We start from the raw sequence: 15,254 nt of genomic DNA, 5'->3' as shown, positions 1-15,254 counted from the left end.
GCTCAGTACCGCTCGTCGAGAACTCCCGTCGCTTCCAGCTCGGAGACGACGGTCACCTCGTCGGGCGAGATGAGCAGTCGCTCGGAGAGCGCGGCGGCGAGCGCGTCCGCGTCTGCCTCGCCCTCACATCGAACGTCGAGGTGGTCTGTCGCGTCGGGCCGAGTGACACGGATTGCGTACTCGCCGGTGAGGCCGTCGAATCCGGCCAACACCGTCGGCACTGCCTCGGGATAGAGTTTGACGCCTTTGACCTTCAGGCGGTCGTCGGTCCGACCGATGACACCGTTAGGGAGAACCAGGTCGTCGCCCCGACGTTCGAGTTCCGCGAGGTCACCGGTCCGGTACCTGACCAGCGGGAACCCCTCTTTGCGCCGGTGTGTGACGACGACTTCCCCACGCTCACCGACACCGAGCGGGTCGCCGGTGTCGGGGTCGACGATTTCGACGATTGCGTACTCGTCTGTGACGTGCAGGCCGTCTTCCTCGGCCGTCTCGCTGGCGATTGGCAACACCTGGCGACTGCCGAAGTAGTCGACTGCGGTGTCGGCACCCAGTGCCGATTTGACTTCCTCGCGGTAACCCGGTACCGACGTGAACGGCTCGCCCGCACCGACGAACGTGTCGACGGTCGCCCCTGCCTCGGCGATTTTTAACGCGAAGCTTGGATTACCCACGAGGGCATCTACGTCGAACTGTTCGATAGTGTCGGCGGCCTGCTCGGAGTCACCCGGCCCGAGTGGGAGTACCTCCGCCCCCAGGGCCTCGAGGCCGCGATGCAACAGGTAGCCCGTGCCAAAGAGCTGGTAGCCAAAGGTGTTTGCGACGCGGTCGCCCTCCGCGATGCCGGCTTCGGCGAGTACGCTTGCGTTGACCTCGGCCTCGTATTCGAGGTCGGCCTCGGTGTCGAACATCGGCGCGAGGTCGTCACCCAGCGGCGAGAACGAAATCATCGCCCCCGGCGTGTACAGCGACCCTTCCGGGCCGTGTTCGTCGAAATCTGCTTTCAGGTCCCCCGGCTCGGTGAACGGGACCTCCTGAAACGCCTCCCAGCTATCGATGTCCGCTGGCGCGATACCGGCGTCCTCGAAGGCCTGCTCGTATAGCTCGTACTCACTGGCCCGTTCGAGTTGCTCCCCGAGGTCTGCTAGCACGGTACTATCGTACATGAGCGTCTTGTACGAAGATTCGGCACTTAAAACCCCGTCTGGCTGGGCTCAGCCGACCATCGTGAGCCCGCCAGAGACGCTGAGTACCTGACCGGTGACGAAGGCGGCGTCGTCGCTCGCGAGGAAGGCAACAGCGCCGGCCACGTCGTCGGGGTCGGTCATCCGGCCCAGCGGCGTCTGGTCCTCCATAGCATCGAAAATCGACGCCGCAAGGTCAGACTCGGCGCGCATCTCGCGGGTCATCGGGGTGTCTGCTGGCCCCGGACAGACGACGTTACAGGTGACGCCGTCCCGTGCCAGTTCCCGGGCGAGTGTCTTGGTAAAGGCAATCACGCCGCCTTTCGTTCCGGCGTAAACCGCCTCGCCAGACGAGCCGACCCGTCCCGCGTCCGAGGAGATTGCGACAATTGTGCCGTGTTCCTGTGCCGAAAAGAGTTCGCCGGCAGCACGGGCGCAGTTAATCTGCCCACGGAGATTGACATCGAGAATCCGGTCCCACGCCTCGGGCTCTTGGTCGAGAAACCAGGAGATGCGGTCCCAGCCGGCGTTGTTCACCAGTATATCCAGCCCGGCGCGGTCCTCAACCTCGGCGACCATCGACTGAACGGCCGCAAGGTCAGTCACGTCGGCGACGGCGGGAAACGCCTCTCCGCCGGCCTCTCGTATCGCCTCGACGGTGTCGGCCGTGCGCTGCTCGTCGAGGTCGTTGACTGCGACGGTTGCTCCTTCTGTCGCCAGCCGGCGGGCAATTGCCGTCCCGAACCCGCCACCGCCTCCCGTGACGAGTGCGGTTTTCGTGTCAAGTCCACGCATACCACGCGTGTCGAGGCCAGTCTATATAATCCTGCGGCATCGAACCTCGTCGAATGTCGGAGTCGGGCCGACAGCGACACATACACTTATTACACCCGGGGCAACGAACTTAGAGTGTGTCCGTCGAGAACGCCACCGTGTTAGTCGTCGACGACGAGCAGGAAGTGGCAGACGTGTACGCGCTTCGACTGCGGGATGCCTTCGACACCCGAGTCGCGTACAGTGGCAACGGCGCACTGGAGTCGATGGATGTCGACGTAGACGTTGTCCTGCTCGACCGCCGCATGCCCGATATCTCTGGCGACGAGGTGCTCGAACAGATACGCGAGAAGGGGTACGACTGCCGGGTCATCATGCTGACGGCGGTCGACCCGGGCATCGATATCGTCGACATGCCCTTCGACGACTATCTCTGTAAGCCAGTCGAGAAAGACGACCTAGTCGAGGCAATCGAACAACAGCTCGAGGTCATCCGCCACGACGACACGCTCTCGGAGTACTTCGAACTCACGTCGAAACTCGCCTTGCTCGAAAGCGAACTCTCGGACGAGGAAGCCGAGGACAACGAAGAACTCGAAGCACTCCAACAACAGGTCGAGACGCTCCGCGAGGAGTTAGAAGAGGCACTCGATGGTCTCGACGATATCGAGTCCGCGTTTGCAGATATCAGCCGCCATCCCGGACGATAGCGCTACGGACGAGGTCTGACAATTGGTGCGTGTTAGCTGACAGAAACGCTCTTGTGAGAGCGCCATCCGGGTATAGTATGGCACTTGGTGAGATTCACGAGGCGACGGCCGTAGGGACGACCGACCTCTATTACGTCGACGTCGAGATGTACGGGACACCGGGGTACGGTCTAGTGTACATCCTCGACGCCGAGCGGCCGGCGCTCATCGACACCGGAACCGGCTACAGGTACGAGACGGTACTCGAAGCGATGGAGACCGTCGGCATCGCGCCCGAAGACCTCGATGTTATCGCGCCGACACACGTCCACCTCGACCACGCGGGCGGGGCACACCTGCTCGCTGAGGCCTGCCCCGACGCCGAGGTCTGTCTCTACGAGGCCGGCGCGCAGTTTCTGGCCGACCCGACGGCCATCTGGGAAGGGACCAAAGAGGTCATCGGCGACCGCATCGGCTACTACGTCGAGCCGGAGCCGATTCCAGAAGAGCGTCTCGTCGAGCTGGAAGACGGCGAGACGGTCGACCTCGGCGACCACGCGCTGGAGGTCCATCACGCGCCGGGACATGCCTTCCACCAGGCGGTGTTCTACGACCCTGCCAACGACGGCGTGTTCACCGGCGACGCCGCGGGCATCAACTCACCGCATATCGACGGCGTCACGCACACGTCGCCGCCGCCCGGATTCGACCTGGACGGCTGTCTCTCGGATATCGAGACCCTCAGAGACCTCGACCCAGCGGCACTGTACTACGCTCACTTCGGGGACAGAGAGACCGGCGACCTGCTTGAGAAGTACGAAACTGTGCTGACCGACTGGGTCGAGCGGGTGCGGGCAAAGCGCGCAGAACTCGAAGACGACGAGGCCGTCGCCGACTACTTCGCAGCCCGTGCCGACTCGGCAGACGCCTGGGGCGAGGCCCACGCCAGCGAGGAAGAGCGGATGAACGTCCGTGGCGTCTTGCACGCGCTCGACCAGCGCGAGTAGCGCTACTCCTCGTTGCCTTCCCAGGGAGCGTCGTCACCCTTCCAAGGCGTCGCGTTCCCCTGCCCGCCTGTCTTGTAGGTGCCCTGTGCGGTGGCGACCCGCTCGTCGTCGGTGTCGTGAATGTCGACCTGCACCATCGCGAGGCTCGACCCGAACCGGATGACCTCGGCGGTCGCAGTCAACTCCGTGGTAGCCGGGGCGAGGTAGTCGATTCGCATGTCGACCGTGGGCGTCACGTCCCCGGCGAGCGAGATTGCCGCGGCGCCGCCGACCGTATCCGCCAGCGCGTACGTCGCGCCGCCGTGAGCGACCGAGCCGTGGTTGTTCGAGCGCATCTCGTCGCTGAACGGGAGACGCCCCTCCGCGTAGCCGTCTTCGGCCTCGGTCAACTCGATGCCGAGATGTTCGACAAACGGTGTCTGATTGAACAAGTCTACCAGGTCCATATTCCCGTTGAGAAGCTACACGGGCATAAAGCCACGAAAACCACAGCCAACGGGCAGACGGTGTCTCTGTGCATTTCTCTGCGTGAAACAGCTGGTGGGGTTGAAATGTCGAGAAGCACGAGAAGTAGGCATGAAACGACGGCAGTATATTGCGGCAGTTGGGACAGCCGGTGCCAGTCTGCTCGCAGGCTGTACCGGGAACGACGATTCAGACGACGGCGGCGACGGGACAGACACGCCACGCCCCGATAACAGCGATACCCCTACCGAAACACCCAACGGTTCTGCGACGCCAGACGGGGGCGGAGACACCGAAGGCGGGCCGCTGGCCGTCCTCGATTCGTATATCGAGGCAGCACGCGAGGAAGACGTCGATGCACTTGGCGACGCGATGCACTCGCGTCACCCGTTCAACCCCGACAACCTCAGCGAGTCCGAGATGGAAAACGCGTCGTTCGAGTTTGGAAGCTACGAGAACTACGAGCGCGAACTCGTCGACGACGAGTTCAGTACCGACGACATCGAGGAGATGCCCACTATCGGCCGCTGGTTCGAACAGATGGACGTTACGTTGGCGGATGTCCTCGACGGTGAGAAGGCAGCCCTCGCCGAGGTGACCTACGAAACCACGGAAGACGGGAGTACTGTCGAGAAAACCGAACAGCTAACGCTCCTGACAGAGGACGGGGAGTGGCAGGTCTTTTTCCCGTATCAGGAGCCGGTCGAGGTTCCGCAGGGTGAGCCCGTCGATGACGACCAGTATCGCGTCGTCGACGGCGTCGAGTTCGACACCGCGAGCGAGCGGGCAACAGTAAATGTCTCGGGCGTCGGCGACATCGAGGCAAAAGAGCTTGTCGTCTACTCGGCGAGCCTCAAAAAGAACAGTAAAGCCTGGTCACAAGAGGCCGAGACACTCCCGTCGCTGAACTACCTCGTTACGCCCTTCGACCCCGAGGGCGACGAAATCGTCGTCACTATCCGTTTCGAAGACCGCGAAATCGTCGTCCACCGCGAATCGTACCCGCAGGAGTCGGCCGACGAGAACGACGCGCTGCGTGTGCTCGAATCGTACGTTGCGGGGATAAACAACGAAGACTTCGACGCGGTAGCCGACGCGATGCACTCCAGTCATCCGGCCCATCCCGACAATCTCAGCGAGGAGGAACGAGAAAATGCCTCGTTTGGGTCCGGGTACACTGACCCCGAGACCACAATTATCGACGAGGCGTTCGGTACCGACGACATCCGGGAGTGGGACGCGAGTAAATTCTGGTTCAATCAGATAGACGCCACGCCGGAGGAAGTCCTTGCGGGCGAGGAAGCTGTCCTCGGGGGAATAACGTACACGGACTCCGAAAACGGCACTACCGTCGAGCGAACAGAGCAGATTATCCTGCTGACCGACGACGGCGACTGGCGCGTGTTCGTCACCTACGACCGGCGTATCGCGGTTCCGCAGGGTGAACCCGTCGATAACGACCAGTATCGCGTCGTCGACAGCGTCGAGTTCGATACCGAAACCGAACGGGTGGAAGTCAACTTCTCGGATGTTGGAGACATCGAGGCCAAGGAGCTCGTCGTCTACTCCACAAGTCTTGGAGACAGCAGCCGGGCCTGGTCCAAAGAGTCCGAGACTCTCCCATCGGCGGCAGTCGTTACTTCTCCCTTCGACCCAGAGGGTGACGAAATCGTCGTCACGATCCGCTTCGAGGACAGAGAAATCGTCATCCACCGCGAGACCTACGAGCCAGACGCGAATAACTGAGAGCCGTCGGCCGCCCCGGTATCAGAACGACTCTTCGAACTCGTTACCGATACGGTACGGCGACTCTTCCTCTTCCTCGCCGTCGAGTTCGTCGAGATCGACCACGTCTTCCTGGTCGTGTTCGTCGAGTTCCTGCCGGAGTTTCGTCACGTAGCGCTTGTGCTCTTCGAGTTGTTCGCGCAGGTGTTCCGCTTCGAGTTCGAGGCGCTCGTGTTCGCGGACGAAGCTCTTCGGGACCTCCACTTTCGGCGGAAAGCTCTGGCTCATCTCGTCGCTTTCAGAAGAGCCCTGGAGTTCGTGCTCTGGGACGACCTCGACCTGCCCGTCGTGGGCGACCAACATATCGACGTAATCCCGGAAGACAGCCGAAAGGGAGATATCACGCTCCTCCGCGATGTCGCGCAGGGTCTCGAATTTCTCCTGGCTCACGCGAAAGGAGATGGTCTTGTTTTTATTTCCCATCGCTCAACTGAGTAGTCGTAACTCCTCGTATTTAACCGTTTGTCAGACGCACGCATGACGCGCGGTGACGCGGCGCGGTTTTGAGACACGTCACGACTGCTGTGAGGCGTCGATAGCCGCGGAGAAGCCAGCAACACCGGCTGCGACGACGACCGTCAGGACGGTCCACCCGGCCCAGAGCAGTCCGGCCTCGTCGATGTACCCGAGTGCAAACGCAGTGCCGATTGTGACAAGACTGTAGCCGACCAGTACTCCGCCGGCACCGTACTGGACTCGCGGTGGGGCTGTCCCGTCGGGATACTGTGCCAGCAACTCGGTCCGGCCCCCGAAGATAGCCGTACTCGGTACGAGAACCACAAGCCCGACCACGGCGAGGACGAGCGCGTCACTCACGCCTCAGTATAGGAGTTACAGATACAAAAGCCCGGGCGGCAGTTTCCGGACACGAAATGAGGACACTGTGTGCGCCAGTCCCGGGCGGCTGGGAGGCTTTAGTTCGCGCTCGTCTCGGATTCTTGCAGGCTTTCGAGCGCTGAGACAGCTGCTCGCCGATAGTTCTCGACCGGCAGGTCGTACTCCTCGTGGGCCATCTGGACGTACTCGTCAGGGCTGTCGTCCTCGAAGGCCTGGATGCGTTCGACCGTCCGTTCGGCGGCCTCGACGACCCAGCGGTCCCGCGTCGCCTCGTCGACCGTCGAGATGGATTCCGGCCGGATAGAGACGTTCACTTCTCCTTCGTCGGTCTCGTAGGTCCGTGGTTTGCCGACGACGGCGACGTACTCCGGCGCATCCAGTTCCCGGAGCATCGAGGCGGCATCGGGCTGGTACTGTCCCGCATAGGTGAAGAAGGTGTCACCGTTGGGGTCGACGATACGACCCTGCCAGTATTCGGAGTCCTCGCCGACATCCTCGGTCTCAGTGAGCGTGCCGACGACGAAGATACGGTTGGCGCGCTGGCCGGTCGGCAGGAGGACGTACACTGGAGCGCGGTCATCGTCGCTCTCTTTGAACGTGTACGCGGCGTCGTTGAACTCTGCTGCGAAAACGCGGCGGGCGATTTCTCGGGTCGGTGTACTCGACATCTATATCGACCTCGCTTTGATGAGAGCGGCGTCAGGGTCGGCTGGTGCGTCCAGTTCCTCGAACTCGTTTGCCAGAACGTACCGACCCAGCGTTGGGCCGCGGACTTGGTAGTACCGGCCGAGTATCTTCTCGTGCATCTCGTCGGCCACGACAGAAGTGTCGAGTGCGTCCATCGCCATCTCCTGGGCGGTGTCCAGCGAGATTCCTGTCAGTTCTTCGGTGGCCTCGCGGTCGAAAATGACCTCGTGGACACCGTTGCCGTCGTCGATGACGCCCTTGATGCGGAGGTCGAATTCGCCCTCAACTTCACCGTGTTCCGAACAGCGTCCGTTCTGAAGAACGCGGGTACAGTCCTCCTGCGGACAGCGCTTGATAAGCCCCGAGCCAGACTGGATATCGACGAGTGCTCCCTCGATTTCGGTTGAGTCGTCGCCCACCTCGATATCCTCCTCGCGCTCTTCGATAGTCGTGGTACGGTTGAGCTTCACCGAGAAACGACCCTGATACTCGTCTGTGACGACGTTTCGTAGGTCGTAGACCGCTCCCTCCTCGAGGTCCGTGAGGTCGGATTTCGACCACTTGGTGAACTTTATCGTCCCGGTCTCGTCACCGAGCAGGCCGACCTGTGCGACGGCGTCGCTACTGGCGTCCCAGAGGTCGACGACCTTCGCGGTGATATCGACCCACTCCTCGGCCTTGTCGATGTCGGCAATCTCCTTCTGGTCGTTGCCGTCACCGCCCGCGAGGTCGTCCCGCTCCATCCCCGCTTCGTCGAGGTACGTGTTGACGACGCTACGGCGGGCCTCGCTGGTCGGGACCTGGTACTCGTTGACGAGCGTGTTCAGACGCTCTTCGACCTCTTCGACGGTGAGGTCGAGGCGGTCCGAAAACTGTTCGTGTATCTCTGTCGCGTGTGTACGCAAATCTGTCTCAGTCATCGGTTGCTCACTGTCTCCGCTTGTGTTTCTGTGGGAGACATACGACGCTTGACTCCCCACGGGTTAAAAACCTCGGCAAGGGGAGTGAAAGTGAACCGAGGGTGAGGACACGGCATGAAAGGGGCATACGGCCAATCGACGGGTCCTTTTGCCAGCCGGTATTCGCCTCAGACATGGACGAGACAAGAGAACCCGTGCCGCTAAGCGAGTCACAGACGGAGATGACCGAGATGCTCCTGCCCGACAGCACGAACGACCTGGGGCGTGCGCTGGGGGGTGTCGTCCTCCACTGGATGGACATCTGTGGGGCGATTTCGGCGATGCGGTTTGCCAACCGGCAGTGTGTGACCGCCTCGATGGACCACGTCGATTTCATCGCGCCAATCGACCTGGGGGAGATTGCCGTCATCAAGGCCTACGCGTTCAATACCGGACGAACGAGTGTCGACGTGAAAGTCGATGTCCACTCCGAGGACCCTCGGACCGGCGAGAAACAGGAGACGACCACGTCGTTTCTGACGTTCGTTGCCATCGACAGCGACGGCAATCCGACGACGGTTCCTGACGTCGTCTGTGAGACCGACGCCGAAACACAGCTTCGCCAGGAGGCAGTCGAGAAACGGCAGGCCGAGCTCGAATCCATTATCGAGCGAATGCGCGAAGAGTACTGACCGCGACACGGCCACGGCGCTGTGCCGACGGCGCAGTCCTGTACGTTTTTGACTGGTCGCTTCGAACCGGTGGTATGGTCGTAGCAATCGACGACATCGAGCGCGTCACGGTTATCGGGGCTGGACAGATGGGTCGCGGAATCGCTGCTGTCGCCGCCCTCGCGGGCTACGAGGTCGTCGTCAACGACATCGACGAAGCACAACTGGAGGAGGCCCGAGAAGACATCAAATGGTCCTACGGAAAGAGCGTCGAGAACGACGCCGCAACCCAAGACGAGGTCGACGCGGCCATGGAACGTCTTTCATTTATGACCAACCTGGAGGGGGCGGTCGCTGACGCCGATTTCGTCACCGAGGCCGCAGTCGAACAGCAGTCGGTCAAAGAGGACATCTTCGAGGACCTCGACACAGCCGCGCCACCGGAGGCGATTCTCGCTACGAACACCTCCGGGTTGAACATCACACAGCTCGCAGAAGTGACCGAGAGACCCGGCCAGGTGCTCGGGACACACTGGTTCAATCCGCCGATGTTGATGGACCTAGTCGAGGTCATCATGACCGAACACACCCCCGACGCCGTCGTCGAGACCGCAGAGACACTCGTCGAGGACTTCGACAAGACGCCGATTCGCTGCAGGAAGGACGTGCCGTCGTTCATCGTCAACCGGCTGATGCGACCTTACGGCGAGGAGCCGGCGTGGATGGTCCACCGCGGCGAACACTCGCTGCGGGAAATCGATTCGGCGATGAAATACGGCGAGGAGTTCCCGATGGGTCCCTTCGAACTCGCCGACTACACTGGCGCGATTCAGCTCCGCGTCGAAGGAGCAGAGGACCACCTCAAAGATGACCGACCGCTGGCCTACGACACGGATGTCTGCCCGCTGCTCTATCAGCTCTACGAGAAAGGCCGCTACGGCCGGAAGACAGACGCGGGGTACTACGACTACAGCGACCGCGACGAGCCCGACATCCCCGTCGACGCCGGCCAGGGATTCGACCCGCTGTTGGTCTGGGCACCGATTGTCAACGAGGCCGCGAAGATGGTTCAACACGGCGTGGCGACCGTCGAGGACGTCGATACTGGCGCGAAACTCGGGGGCAACTGGCCGAAAGGACCCTTCGAGAAGGCCGACGAGGTCGGAGCCGACGCGATTCTCTCGCGGTTGACCGAGGTCGCCAGTCGCCACGAGAACACGGACAAGATGGCCGAAACGCTGCCGTGTTCACTGCTCGTCGAGAAGGCAAAACGCGGCGAGACGTTCTACTGAGTTACTCGGCGAAGTAACTGGTGAAAAAGCCCGAGAGAAACGCCGAGATGCCGACGGCCATAGCAACCTCCTCGAGGTCCCACGGCCCGTCGTCATCGTCGGCCATGACGACCGTGACGACGACGCTGATGACGAGCGAGATGATTCCGTTGATGACGTGTTTCGTTGTCGAACCCATACAACGTGTACGGAGCCACTGGGTATAATTCTCGGGGTGAGTTCCGGTCGATGGCTCACTCCGGCCGGGGGAGGACCTGCCCCCAGACGTGTTTGTCTAACAGGCGAACCCGCATCGGCTCCTCGACCGCGAGACAACAGGAGAGTCGCGGATAGCCGAATCGGACCGCGGCCGCGTCGTGCCAGTGTGACGGCTCGGGCGCGGGGTCGACTTCGACCGTACAGGTCGCACACAGGCCGCGGCCGCCACAGTTCGCATACTGGGAGACGGTGCCATACACAGCGAAGTCGCGTTCGAGGAGCGCGTCCCGGAGTGTCCGACCGCGCTCGACCGCGATTGTGGTCTCGCCGTCGCCGTCGACGACCGTGACCGGAACGGTATCGCTCATACCCGAGATACGGACTAGGCCCCTATCAATGCCGCCCTGGTGACCCACGGATGGGTGAGACTCCGTGTGACACGCACGTCCGAGACCGCCTGGCAACGCCCCCACGGGTCTCGGGGCGGTTCGACGGGCTTTTGATGGCGGCTCGATTTTGTCACACATATGGCCGAATTCACAGTCGCCGTCTCCGACCCGGAAGATGGCATGACCTATCAGATTGACGTATCGGACCAGGACGCAAATCGCTTCATCGGGCGCGACCTCGGCGAAGAGGTCGACGGCAGTGCCGTTGGCCTGAACGGCTACACGCTGGAGCTGACCGGTGGCTCCGACAACGCCGGGCGGCCGATGCGCGACGACGTGCGCGGCCCGAACCTCAAATCCGTCATGCTCGAAGGCGGTACGGGGTACAACCCCTCGCGCGACGGCGAGCGCAAACGAGTCACCGTCCGGGGCCGCGAAATCAGCGACGACACGCGCCAGATTAACGCCCGCATCGCCGGTCGGGGCGACCAGCCGGTCGACGAGCTGCTGGCCGACGAGTAACGCGTGCACGACCGCGTACCGTCCGACCACGAGACCGTCGTCTCACACCGTGTCCACCTCTCGACTGTCGGTCGGACGCGACGCAAACAGCTCGTTTTACCCGATAGTCTCGACTGTACGCTCGACGATGTGGTCTCACTGTCACTCGAAGGGGACCAGGTCTGGACACAGCTAACCGCGAGTCTCGACGGCGAGGCGACTATCCAGGGTGCGTTCGGGACTCGCCAGCTAGCCCGCACGGGCGACGGCGACGACGAATTGCGCGCGTGGCTCGCCGACCACGATCTGCAGGACGGCGACGCCCTGGTGTTCGACGTACTCCGGACCGGCTATGCCTACGGGCTTCGTCGCCCGGGTGAGCGAATCGTCTACTCGCCGCCGGAACAGCCCGATTCGAGTCTCGCCGATATTGCGCGAGACCTCGATACCTGAGCGGCAGTCGTTATTCCGGATGATACTGGCACGAAATGCTCATTACTCGGCCGGGGGTATGTACCAGTAAGGGATGTCGGAATCAGTCATCGCCGATTTTGTCGCCACGTTCGACTCGAACGTGTTGCGCACGACGGACCCGGTCAAAGGCCGGGTGCTGCTGAGCGAGAAGCGACTGGTTCTCGCAGTCGGTGACAACGACAAGCTCCCCGTCCCGCTCACGTCGATTTTCGACGTTGCTGTCGGGCAGGTACCCGACGAACTCGACGGCTTTTTCGACGCGACGGTCACGGTTGCGTTTCGCAAAAACGACAAGCGGTTCGTCGCTGCCATCGAGGCCCCCGACGACAAGATAGAGAAGTTCTCGAACGTGCTGTTCAAGGCGTTGCTGAACGGCACCGACATGACGGTCAAACATCCAGCGCGGGTCGGTGGCCGGGTGACCGATGCCGAGTTCAGTGCCGCGAAACTGTTCCTGAAGCCGAAACAGGTCGAGTTCAGAAACGACGAGGAAACCGTCGCAATCAGGCTCGCGGCGGTCACCGAGTTCGACCAAACCAAGCGTCGAATCGCCGGGACGAAACGGCCCGTTCTCGACGTGAAACACATGCCCCGTGGAGACGCGATGTTGACCCAGGTGACGACAGACTCGCCGCGAAAGATGTCACTGCTGGGCCGATACCTCCGGCTTGAGTACTCCGACCTGATGGCCGAGTTGAAAGACCTCACGCTCACCGAAGACGAGAAGGAGTTGCTGGTCGCTGTCTACTCCGGGGCGGGCAACAAGGGGATGTCACTCCCCCAGATTATCGGGAAAGACCCGACAGAGGTGACGATGCTCCTCAACGACCTCGAAGATGAAGAACTCGTCGTCGACGCGAGCGACGGCACCAAGCTCACGCCAAAAGGGCAGGTGCTCGTGAACCGACACCTCGAAGACATCAACGCCTGACTCACTCCTCACCCATCGCCTCGCTTGCGATGTTGCGACCGCGAGCCTTGAGTTGCACGTCACGCCGAACCCGTTGCTCCTGGAGGATGCCGGCCTCGATGAGGTTATCGTAAATCTCCTCGACGGTTTCGACATCGAGGCCGACAAAATCTGGAATCTGGAACGGCGAGACGCCCGAATACAGCGCCATCACGACGGCATTTTCCTCCTCTGAAAGCTCCACGTCGGTCGTATGCTGCTGTTCGCTTTTTCGAAAGAGTTCGGCCAGGATGTTCGTCTTGCGCCTCGGGCCGGAGATGTACGTCTGGACGGCAGCCTCCTCTTCGGTGTGTTCGACCTCGATGAAAAACCGCTCGTCGCCGAGTACCTGGCCCTCGTTTTCCTCGACGATGCCGATGTCGTCGAGTTCGATTTCGACGAACTGCCCGCTCGCCAGCGCCAGCGCAATGTTTCCGTCCGCCAACTCGGTCGTTAGCCGGCCTTTCTCCCAGGTAGTATCCTGAACCACGCCGCCTTTGACTGCCGGGTGTTTGACCGCGACGACCTGCTGGTCGAGAACGGCGTCGTACAGCGCGTGCTCGAACTTCTGGTGGTTTTTTGGAGAGATGAGCGTCACGTCGGCCTCGACCTGCAGAGAGATGTAGTTAGACACCTTCGCGAGGGGGTTCTCGGCGTCTTCCTGGCTCTTGATGCTGCTAACGTCGGCGAGTGGAATGGTCCGTTTGCCCTGTTTGCTCGCCAGAATCAGCCGTCTGTTCGAGAGGAGGACGCGCCCTGGCACCCACTCGATATCAGGCACTTTCCGGCCGTCTTTGACGACCTGGGCGAACTTCCCTTTCGCGTCGGCGAGTTTCGTTTCACCCTCTTTCATCGCTGTGGGCGGTTACCGGAGTGTTGGCGTGCCCGGCTATTAACCATTCGGCTCTGGCATAACGGCGGCGTTGTGCCCGGTGTCAGGAGCCGGTCAGCCGCTATGAACACGGCCGTGCAGGCTACCAAAACTTGACGCCCAGGTCGTGCATCCCGTCGTTGTTCCGTGCGAGGTTGATGAGCAGCGGCGTCAGCCCCTCTATTTCCGCTGCGTTGCTGAGGTCGCCTGCAACGAGTGGCCGGAGTCCCGCCATATCCTCGACCAGCGTGACGACGGCCTCTCGTGCGGTGTCGCCGCTGGCGACAATCGGAACGTCCCAGTCGAGGTCGGCCTCAAGTGCCCCGAGTCGGCCGGCCGCGAGGTTGTGGAACGCGCCAGCGATGGGCGTACCGTCGGGTGCGGCGGTCGCGGCGAGTTCGGTGACGCTCCCGACCCCCGGCGGATTGTAGTGCATCCCCGACTCGTCGCTGGTCATCCCGACCGCGGGCGACACGAGGACTGCATCGCCGAGGTCGTCGGCAACTGCCTCGATGGTGTCCGTGAGGTGATACGCTGGGACACAACAGACCGCCACGTCGGCCGCCCCCGCGGCGTCGGCGTTCGCTGCCCCCTCAACGGTCGCCTCGACGCCGTGGTCGGCAAGCGTCGCTTCGTACTCGGCGGCGGCGTCTCGGGCCTTCTCGGCGTCTCGGGAGCCGACTGTCACCGCGTGGTCGGTGTCCCGAGACAGTCTGAGCGCCAGTCCCTCGCCGATATCGCCCGTGCCACCTAGCAGTGCAACGTGCATACACTCCTGTTGGTGGAGGGGTGACTAAGCGTTGGTGCTTGTGTGTTAAACGCCACAGTCAGAACGAGGACGGGCAATGGAACGAAACGCAGACGGCCAACTTCGCCTCAGATTGACGGTCCGAACTTATCGAGCACGGCGTTGACGACCTTTCCTTCCGCCTTCTGGAGGTGATCGCTCGCCGTCACGGGTGCACACCCCAGTTCTTTGGCCACGTCCTCGTGGGTCGCGCCGCGGGGCTGGTCGTAGTAGCCGAGTTTCTGCGCGGTTTCGAGCGCCTCCTGCTGGCGGTCGCTCAGCGTCGACACCGGGTCGTCCAGCCCGCCACGGAAGCGGCCGATCTCGTCGATCTGCACGTCGAGCGGGTCCGGCGTGTCTTCGAGTGCCTGTTGCAGCGGTTCCGGATTGCCGACGCCGCGACCGTACAGTTTCCCGTCACGGTAGATTAGCGGCGTCCGTATCACGAGTCCACCCTGGGAACTCGCCCGCTGGATGGCGTCGTACATTGGCGTTTCCAGGGAATCGACAACGACGACAGCGTAGGTGATTCGGTTGCGAGTCTCGGAGAGGTCGACCGACGCGACGCCTGGCGTGTCGGTGGCCTCCGCGGCGAAGGTGGTGGGGTCACCCATAATTGCAAACAGATAGTTGTCGATGCCTTCAAGCGTCGTGTTCACGTCGAGCACCCGCGCTTCCTCTATCTTTGGCGAGTTCGCAAGCAGATTGAAAAACGTCGGTGCCTCCTCAGAGTCGACCTGAACGGTGGCCCGAATGTATTTCATCAGCCGTATCTCAGCTACCGCAGTTATAAAA

20 protein-coding genes are annotated in these 15,254 nt (G+C 62.1%); 8 read left to right on the top strand and 12 right to left on the bottom strand.

What is annotated here, in order from left to right:
- Positions 1–2: 2 nt before the first annotated feature.
- Positions 3–1,166, bottom strand: coding sequence for a phenylacetate--CoA ligase family protein (locus BLR34_RS00720; RefSeq protein WP_092698409.1), 1,164 nt, complete (start codon positions 1,164–1,166; stop codon positions 3–5).
- A 48-nt stretch (positions 1,167–1,214) separates the two neighbouring features.
- Positions 1,215–1,979 carry an SDR family NAD(P)-dependent oxidoreductase gene (locus BLR34_RS00715; RefSeq protein WP_092698407.1) on the bottom strand — a complete coding sequence of 255 codons (765 nt, stop codon included), beginning with the start codon at positions 1,977–1,979 and terminating at the stop codon, positions 1,215–1,217.
- A gap of 116 nt (positions 1,980–2,095) precedes the next feature.
- Here BLR34_RS00715 and BLR34_RS00710 point away from each other — a divergent pair, with 116 nt between their 5' ends.
- The gene (locus tag BLR34_RS00710; protein ID WP_092698405.1) at positions 2,096–2,668 is read left to right on the top strand and encodes a response regulator transcription factor; all 573 of its coding nucleotides are present in this window, start codon (positions 2,096–2,098) and stop codon (positions 2,666–2,668) included.
- 77 nt (positions 2,669–2,745) lie between these two features.
- On the top strand, positions 2,746–3,654 hold the full coding sequence (locus BLR34_RS00705; RefSeq protein WP_092698403.1) for an MBL fold metallo-hydrolase: 909 nt from the start codon (positions 2,746–2,748) through the stop codon (positions 3,652–3,654).
- Between the two features lie 2 nt (positions 3,655–3,656).
- Here the strand turns inward: BLR34_RS00705 and BLR34_RS00700 are convergent, their stop codons facing one another.
- Complete coding sequence (locus tag BLR34_RS00700) at positions 3,657–4,100, bottom strand: PaaI family thioesterase (protein WP_092698401.1); 444 nt, start codon at positions 4,098–4,100, stop codon at positions 3,657–3,659.
- 130 nt (positions 4,101–4,230) lie between these two features.
- Here BLR34_RS00700 and BLR34_RS00695 point away from each other — a divergent pair, with 130 nt between their 5' ends.
- Positions 4,231–5,865: a hypothetical protein gene (locus BLR34_RS00695; protein WP_092698399.1), complete on the top strand. Its 1,635-nt coding sequence runs from the start codon at positions 4,231–4,233 to the stop codon at positions 5,863–5,865.
- A 21-nt stretch (positions 5,866–5,886) separates the two neighbouring features.
- Here the strand turns inward: BLR34_RS00695 and BLR34_RS00690 are convergent, their stop codons facing one another.
- The 4 genes from BLR34_RS00690 to BLR34_RS00675 all read right to left on the bottom strand — a co-directional run bounded on the left by BLR34_RS00690 (position 5,887) and on the right by BLR34_RS00675 (position 8,348).
- Positions 5,887–6,327 (bottom strand): DUF8146 domain-containing protein, encoded by a 441-nt coding sequence (locus BLR34_RS00690; RefSeq protein ID WP_092698397.1) that lies wholly within the window; start codon positions 6,325–6,327, stop codon positions 5,887–5,889.
- A gap of 90 nt (positions 6,328–6,417) precedes the next feature.
- A complete protein-coding gene (locus BLR34_RS00685; RefSeq protein ID WP_092698395.1) occupies positions 6,418–6,720 on the bottom strand; it encodes a hypothetical protein in 303 nt (100 codons plus the stop codon).
- A gap of 98 nt (positions 6,721–6,818) precedes the next feature.
- Entirely contained in the window at positions 6,819–7,409 is a 591-nt protein-coding gene (locus BLR34_RS00680; protein ID WP_092698393.1) for an RPA family protein, read from the bottom strand.
- A complete protein-coding gene (locus BLR34_RS00675; protein WP_092698391.1) occupies positions 7,410–8,348 on the bottom strand; it encodes a replication factor A in 939 nt (312 codons plus the stop codon).
- A 173-nt stretch (positions 8,349–8,521) separates the two neighbouring features.
- On the opposite strand from BLR34_RS00675, the gene BLR34_RS00670 reads away from it, so the two are divergent.
- Together BLR34_RS00670 and BLR34_RS00665 are read left to right on the top strand one after the other, a co-directional pair.
- A complete protein-coding gene (locus BLR34_RS00670) occupies positions 8,522–9,019 on the top strand; it encodes an acyl-CoA thioesterase (RefSeq protein ID WP_092698389.1) in 498 nt (165 codons plus the stop codon).
- A gap of 74 nt (positions 9,020–9,093) precedes the next feature.
- Positions 9,094–10,290 (top strand): 3-hydroxyacyl-CoA dehydrogenase, encoded by a 1,197-nt coding sequence (locus tag BLR34_RS00665; protein ID WP_092698387.1) that lies wholly within the window; start codon positions 9,094–9,096, stop codon positions 10,288–10,290.
- Position 10,291: 1 nt separating this feature from the next.
- Here the strand turns inward: BLR34_RS00665 and BLR34_RS16790 are convergent, their stop codons facing one another.
- Together BLR34_RS16790 and BLR34_RS00660 are read right to left on the bottom strand one after the other, a co-directional pair.
- On the bottom strand, positions 10,292–10,468 hold the full coding sequence (locus BLR34_RS16790) for a hypothetical protein (RefSeq protein ID WP_176765189.1): 177 nt from the start codon (positions 10,466–10,468) through the stop codon (positions 10,292–10,294).
- Positions 10,469–10,523: 55 nt separating this feature from the next.
- Positions 10,524–10,856, bottom strand: a complete 333-nt coding sequence (locus tag BLR34_RS00660) for a 2Fe-2S iron-sulfur cluster-binding protein (protein ID WP_092698385.1) — start codon at positions 10,854–10,856, stop codon at positions 10,524–10,526.
- Between the two features lie 159 nt (positions 10,857–11,015).
- On the opposite strand from BLR34_RS00660, the gene BLR34_RS00655 reads away from it, so the two are divergent.
- From BLR34_RS00655 to BLR34_RS00645, 3 genes are all read left to right on the top strand, one after another.
- Positions 11,016–11,399, top strand: coding sequence for a 30S ribosomal protein S6e (locus BLR34_RS00655; RefSeq protein WP_092698383.1), 384 nt, complete (start codon positions 11,016–11,018; stop codon positions 11,397–11,399).
- Positions 11,400–11,402: 3 nt separating this feature from the next.
- Positions 11,403–11,831: a DUF7112 family protein gene (locus BLR34_RS00650; RefSeq protein ID WP_092698381.1), complete on the top strand. Its 429-nt coding sequence runs from the start codon at positions 11,403–11,405 to the stop codon at positions 11,829–11,831.
- Between the two features lie 73 nt (positions 11,832–11,904).
- Positions 11,905–12,783, top strand: coding sequence for a CheF family chemotaxis protein (locus BLR34_RS00645; protein WP_092698379.1), 879 nt, complete (start codon positions 11,905–11,907; stop codon positions 12,781–12,783).
- Between the two features lies 1 nt (position 12,784).
- On the opposite strand, the gene BLR34_RS00640 is transcribed toward BLR34_RS00645, so the two are convergent.
- The 3 genes from BLR34_RS00640 to BLR34_RS00630 form a co-directional block, all read right to left on the bottom strand.
- A complete protein-coding gene (locus BLR34_RS00640; RefSeq protein WP_092698377.1) occupies positions 12,785–13,654 on the bottom strand; it encodes a CheF family chemotaxis protein in 870 nt (289 codons plus the stop codon).
- Between the two features lie 121 nt (positions 13,655–13,775).
- Positions 13,776–14,441 carry an NADPH-dependent F420 reductase gene (gene npdG / locus BLR34_RS00635; RefSeq protein WP_092698375.1) on the bottom strand — a complete coding sequence of 222 codons (666 nt, stop codon included), beginning with the start codon at positions 14,439–14,441 and terminating at the stop codon, positions 13,776–13,778.
- Positions 14,442–14,548: 107 nt separating this feature from the next.
- Positions 14,549–15,223 (bottom strand): helix-turn-helix domain-containing protein, encoded by a 675-nt coding sequence (locus BLR34_RS00630; RefSeq protein ID WP_092698373.1) that lies wholly within the window; start codon positions 15,221–15,223, stop codon positions 14,549–14,551.
- Positions 15,224–15,254 lie beyond the last annotated feature (31 nt).

Origin of the sequence: Halovenus aranensis (assembly GCF_900100385.1) — an archaeon.
GTDB lineage: Archaea > Halobacteriota > Halobacteria > Halobacteriales > Haloarculaceae > Halovenus > Halovenus aranensis.
This window is presented reverse-complemented; position numbering and strand designations above follow the sequence as displayed.

What these genes read in the sequence shown, in the direction of transcription:
- BLR34_RS00720 (WP_092698409.1), bottom strand. Translation starts at nt 1,166, where the DNA reads ATGTACGATAGTACCGTGCTAGCAGACCTCGGGGAGCAACTCGAACGG.
- BLR34_RS16790 (WP_176765189.1), bottom strand. Translation starts at nt 10,468, where the DNA reads ATGGGTTCGACAACGAAACACGTCATCAACGGAATCATCTCGCTCGTC.
- BLR34_RS00715 (WP_092698407.1), bottom strand. Translation starts at nt 1,979, where the DNA reads ATGCGTGGACTTGACACGAAAACCGCACTCGTCACGGGAGGCGGTGGC.
- npdG (WP_092698375.1), bottom strand. Translation starts at nt 14,441, where the DNA reads ATGCACGTTGCACTGCTAGGTGGCACGGGCGATATCGGCGAGGGACTG.
- BLR34_RS00690 (WP_092698397.1), bottom strand. Translation starts at nt 6,327, where the DNA reads ATGGGAAATAAAAACAAGACCATCTCCTTTCGCGTGAGCCAGGAGAAA.
- BLR34_RS00665 (WP_092698387.1), top strand. Translation starts at nt 9,094, where the DNA reads ATGGTCGTAGCAATCGACGACATCGAGCGCGTCACGGTTATCGGGGCT.
- BLR34_RS00645 (WP_092698379.1), top strand. Translation starts at nt 11,905, where the DNA reads ATGTCGGAATCAGTCATCGCCGATTTTGTCGCCACGTTCGACTCGAAC.
- BLR34_RS00680 (WP_092698393.1), bottom strand. Translation starts at nt 7,409, where the DNA reads ATGTCGAGTACACCGACCCGAGAAATCGCCCGCCGCGTTTTCGCAGCA.
- BLR34_RS00675 (WP_092698391.1), bottom strand. Translation starts at nt 8,348, where the DNA reads ATGACTGAGACAGATTTGCGTACACACGCGACAGAGATACACGAACAG.
- BLR34_RS00630 (WP_092698373.1), bottom strand. Translation starts at nt 15,223, where the DNA reads ATGAAATACATTCGGGCCACCGTTCAGGTCGACTCTGAGGAGGCACCG.
- BLR34_RS00700 (WP_092698401.1), bottom strand. Translation starts at nt 4,100, where the DNA reads ATGGACCTGGTAGACTTGTTCAATCAGACACCGTTTGTCGAACATCTC.
- BLR34_RS00655 (WP_092698383.1), top strand. Translation starts at nt 11,016, where the DNA reads ATGGCCGAATTCACAGTCGCCGTCTCCGACCCGGAAGATGGCATGACC.
- BLR34_RS00705 (WP_092698403.1), top strand. Translation starts at nt 2,746, where the DNA reads ATGGCACTTGGTGAGATTCACGAGGCGACGGCCGTAGGGACGACCGAC.
- BLR34_RS00660 (WP_092698385.1), bottom strand. Translation starts at nt 10,856, where the DNA reads ATGAGCGATACCGTTCCGGTCACGGTCGTCGACGGCGACGGCGAGACC.
- BLR34_RS00670 (WP_092698389.1), top strand. Translation starts at nt 8,522, where the DNA reads ATGGACGAGACAAGAGAACCCGTGCCGCTAAGCGAGTCACAGACGGAG.
- BLR34_RS00640 (WP_092698377.1), bottom strand. Translation starts at nt 13,654, where the DNA reads ATGAAAGAGGGTGAAACGAAACTCGCCGACGCGAAAGGGAAGTTCGCC.
- BLR34_RS00695 (WP_092698399.1), top strand. Translation starts at nt 4,231, where the DNA reads ATGAAACGACGGCAGTATATTGCGGCAGTTGGGACAGCCGGTGCCAGT.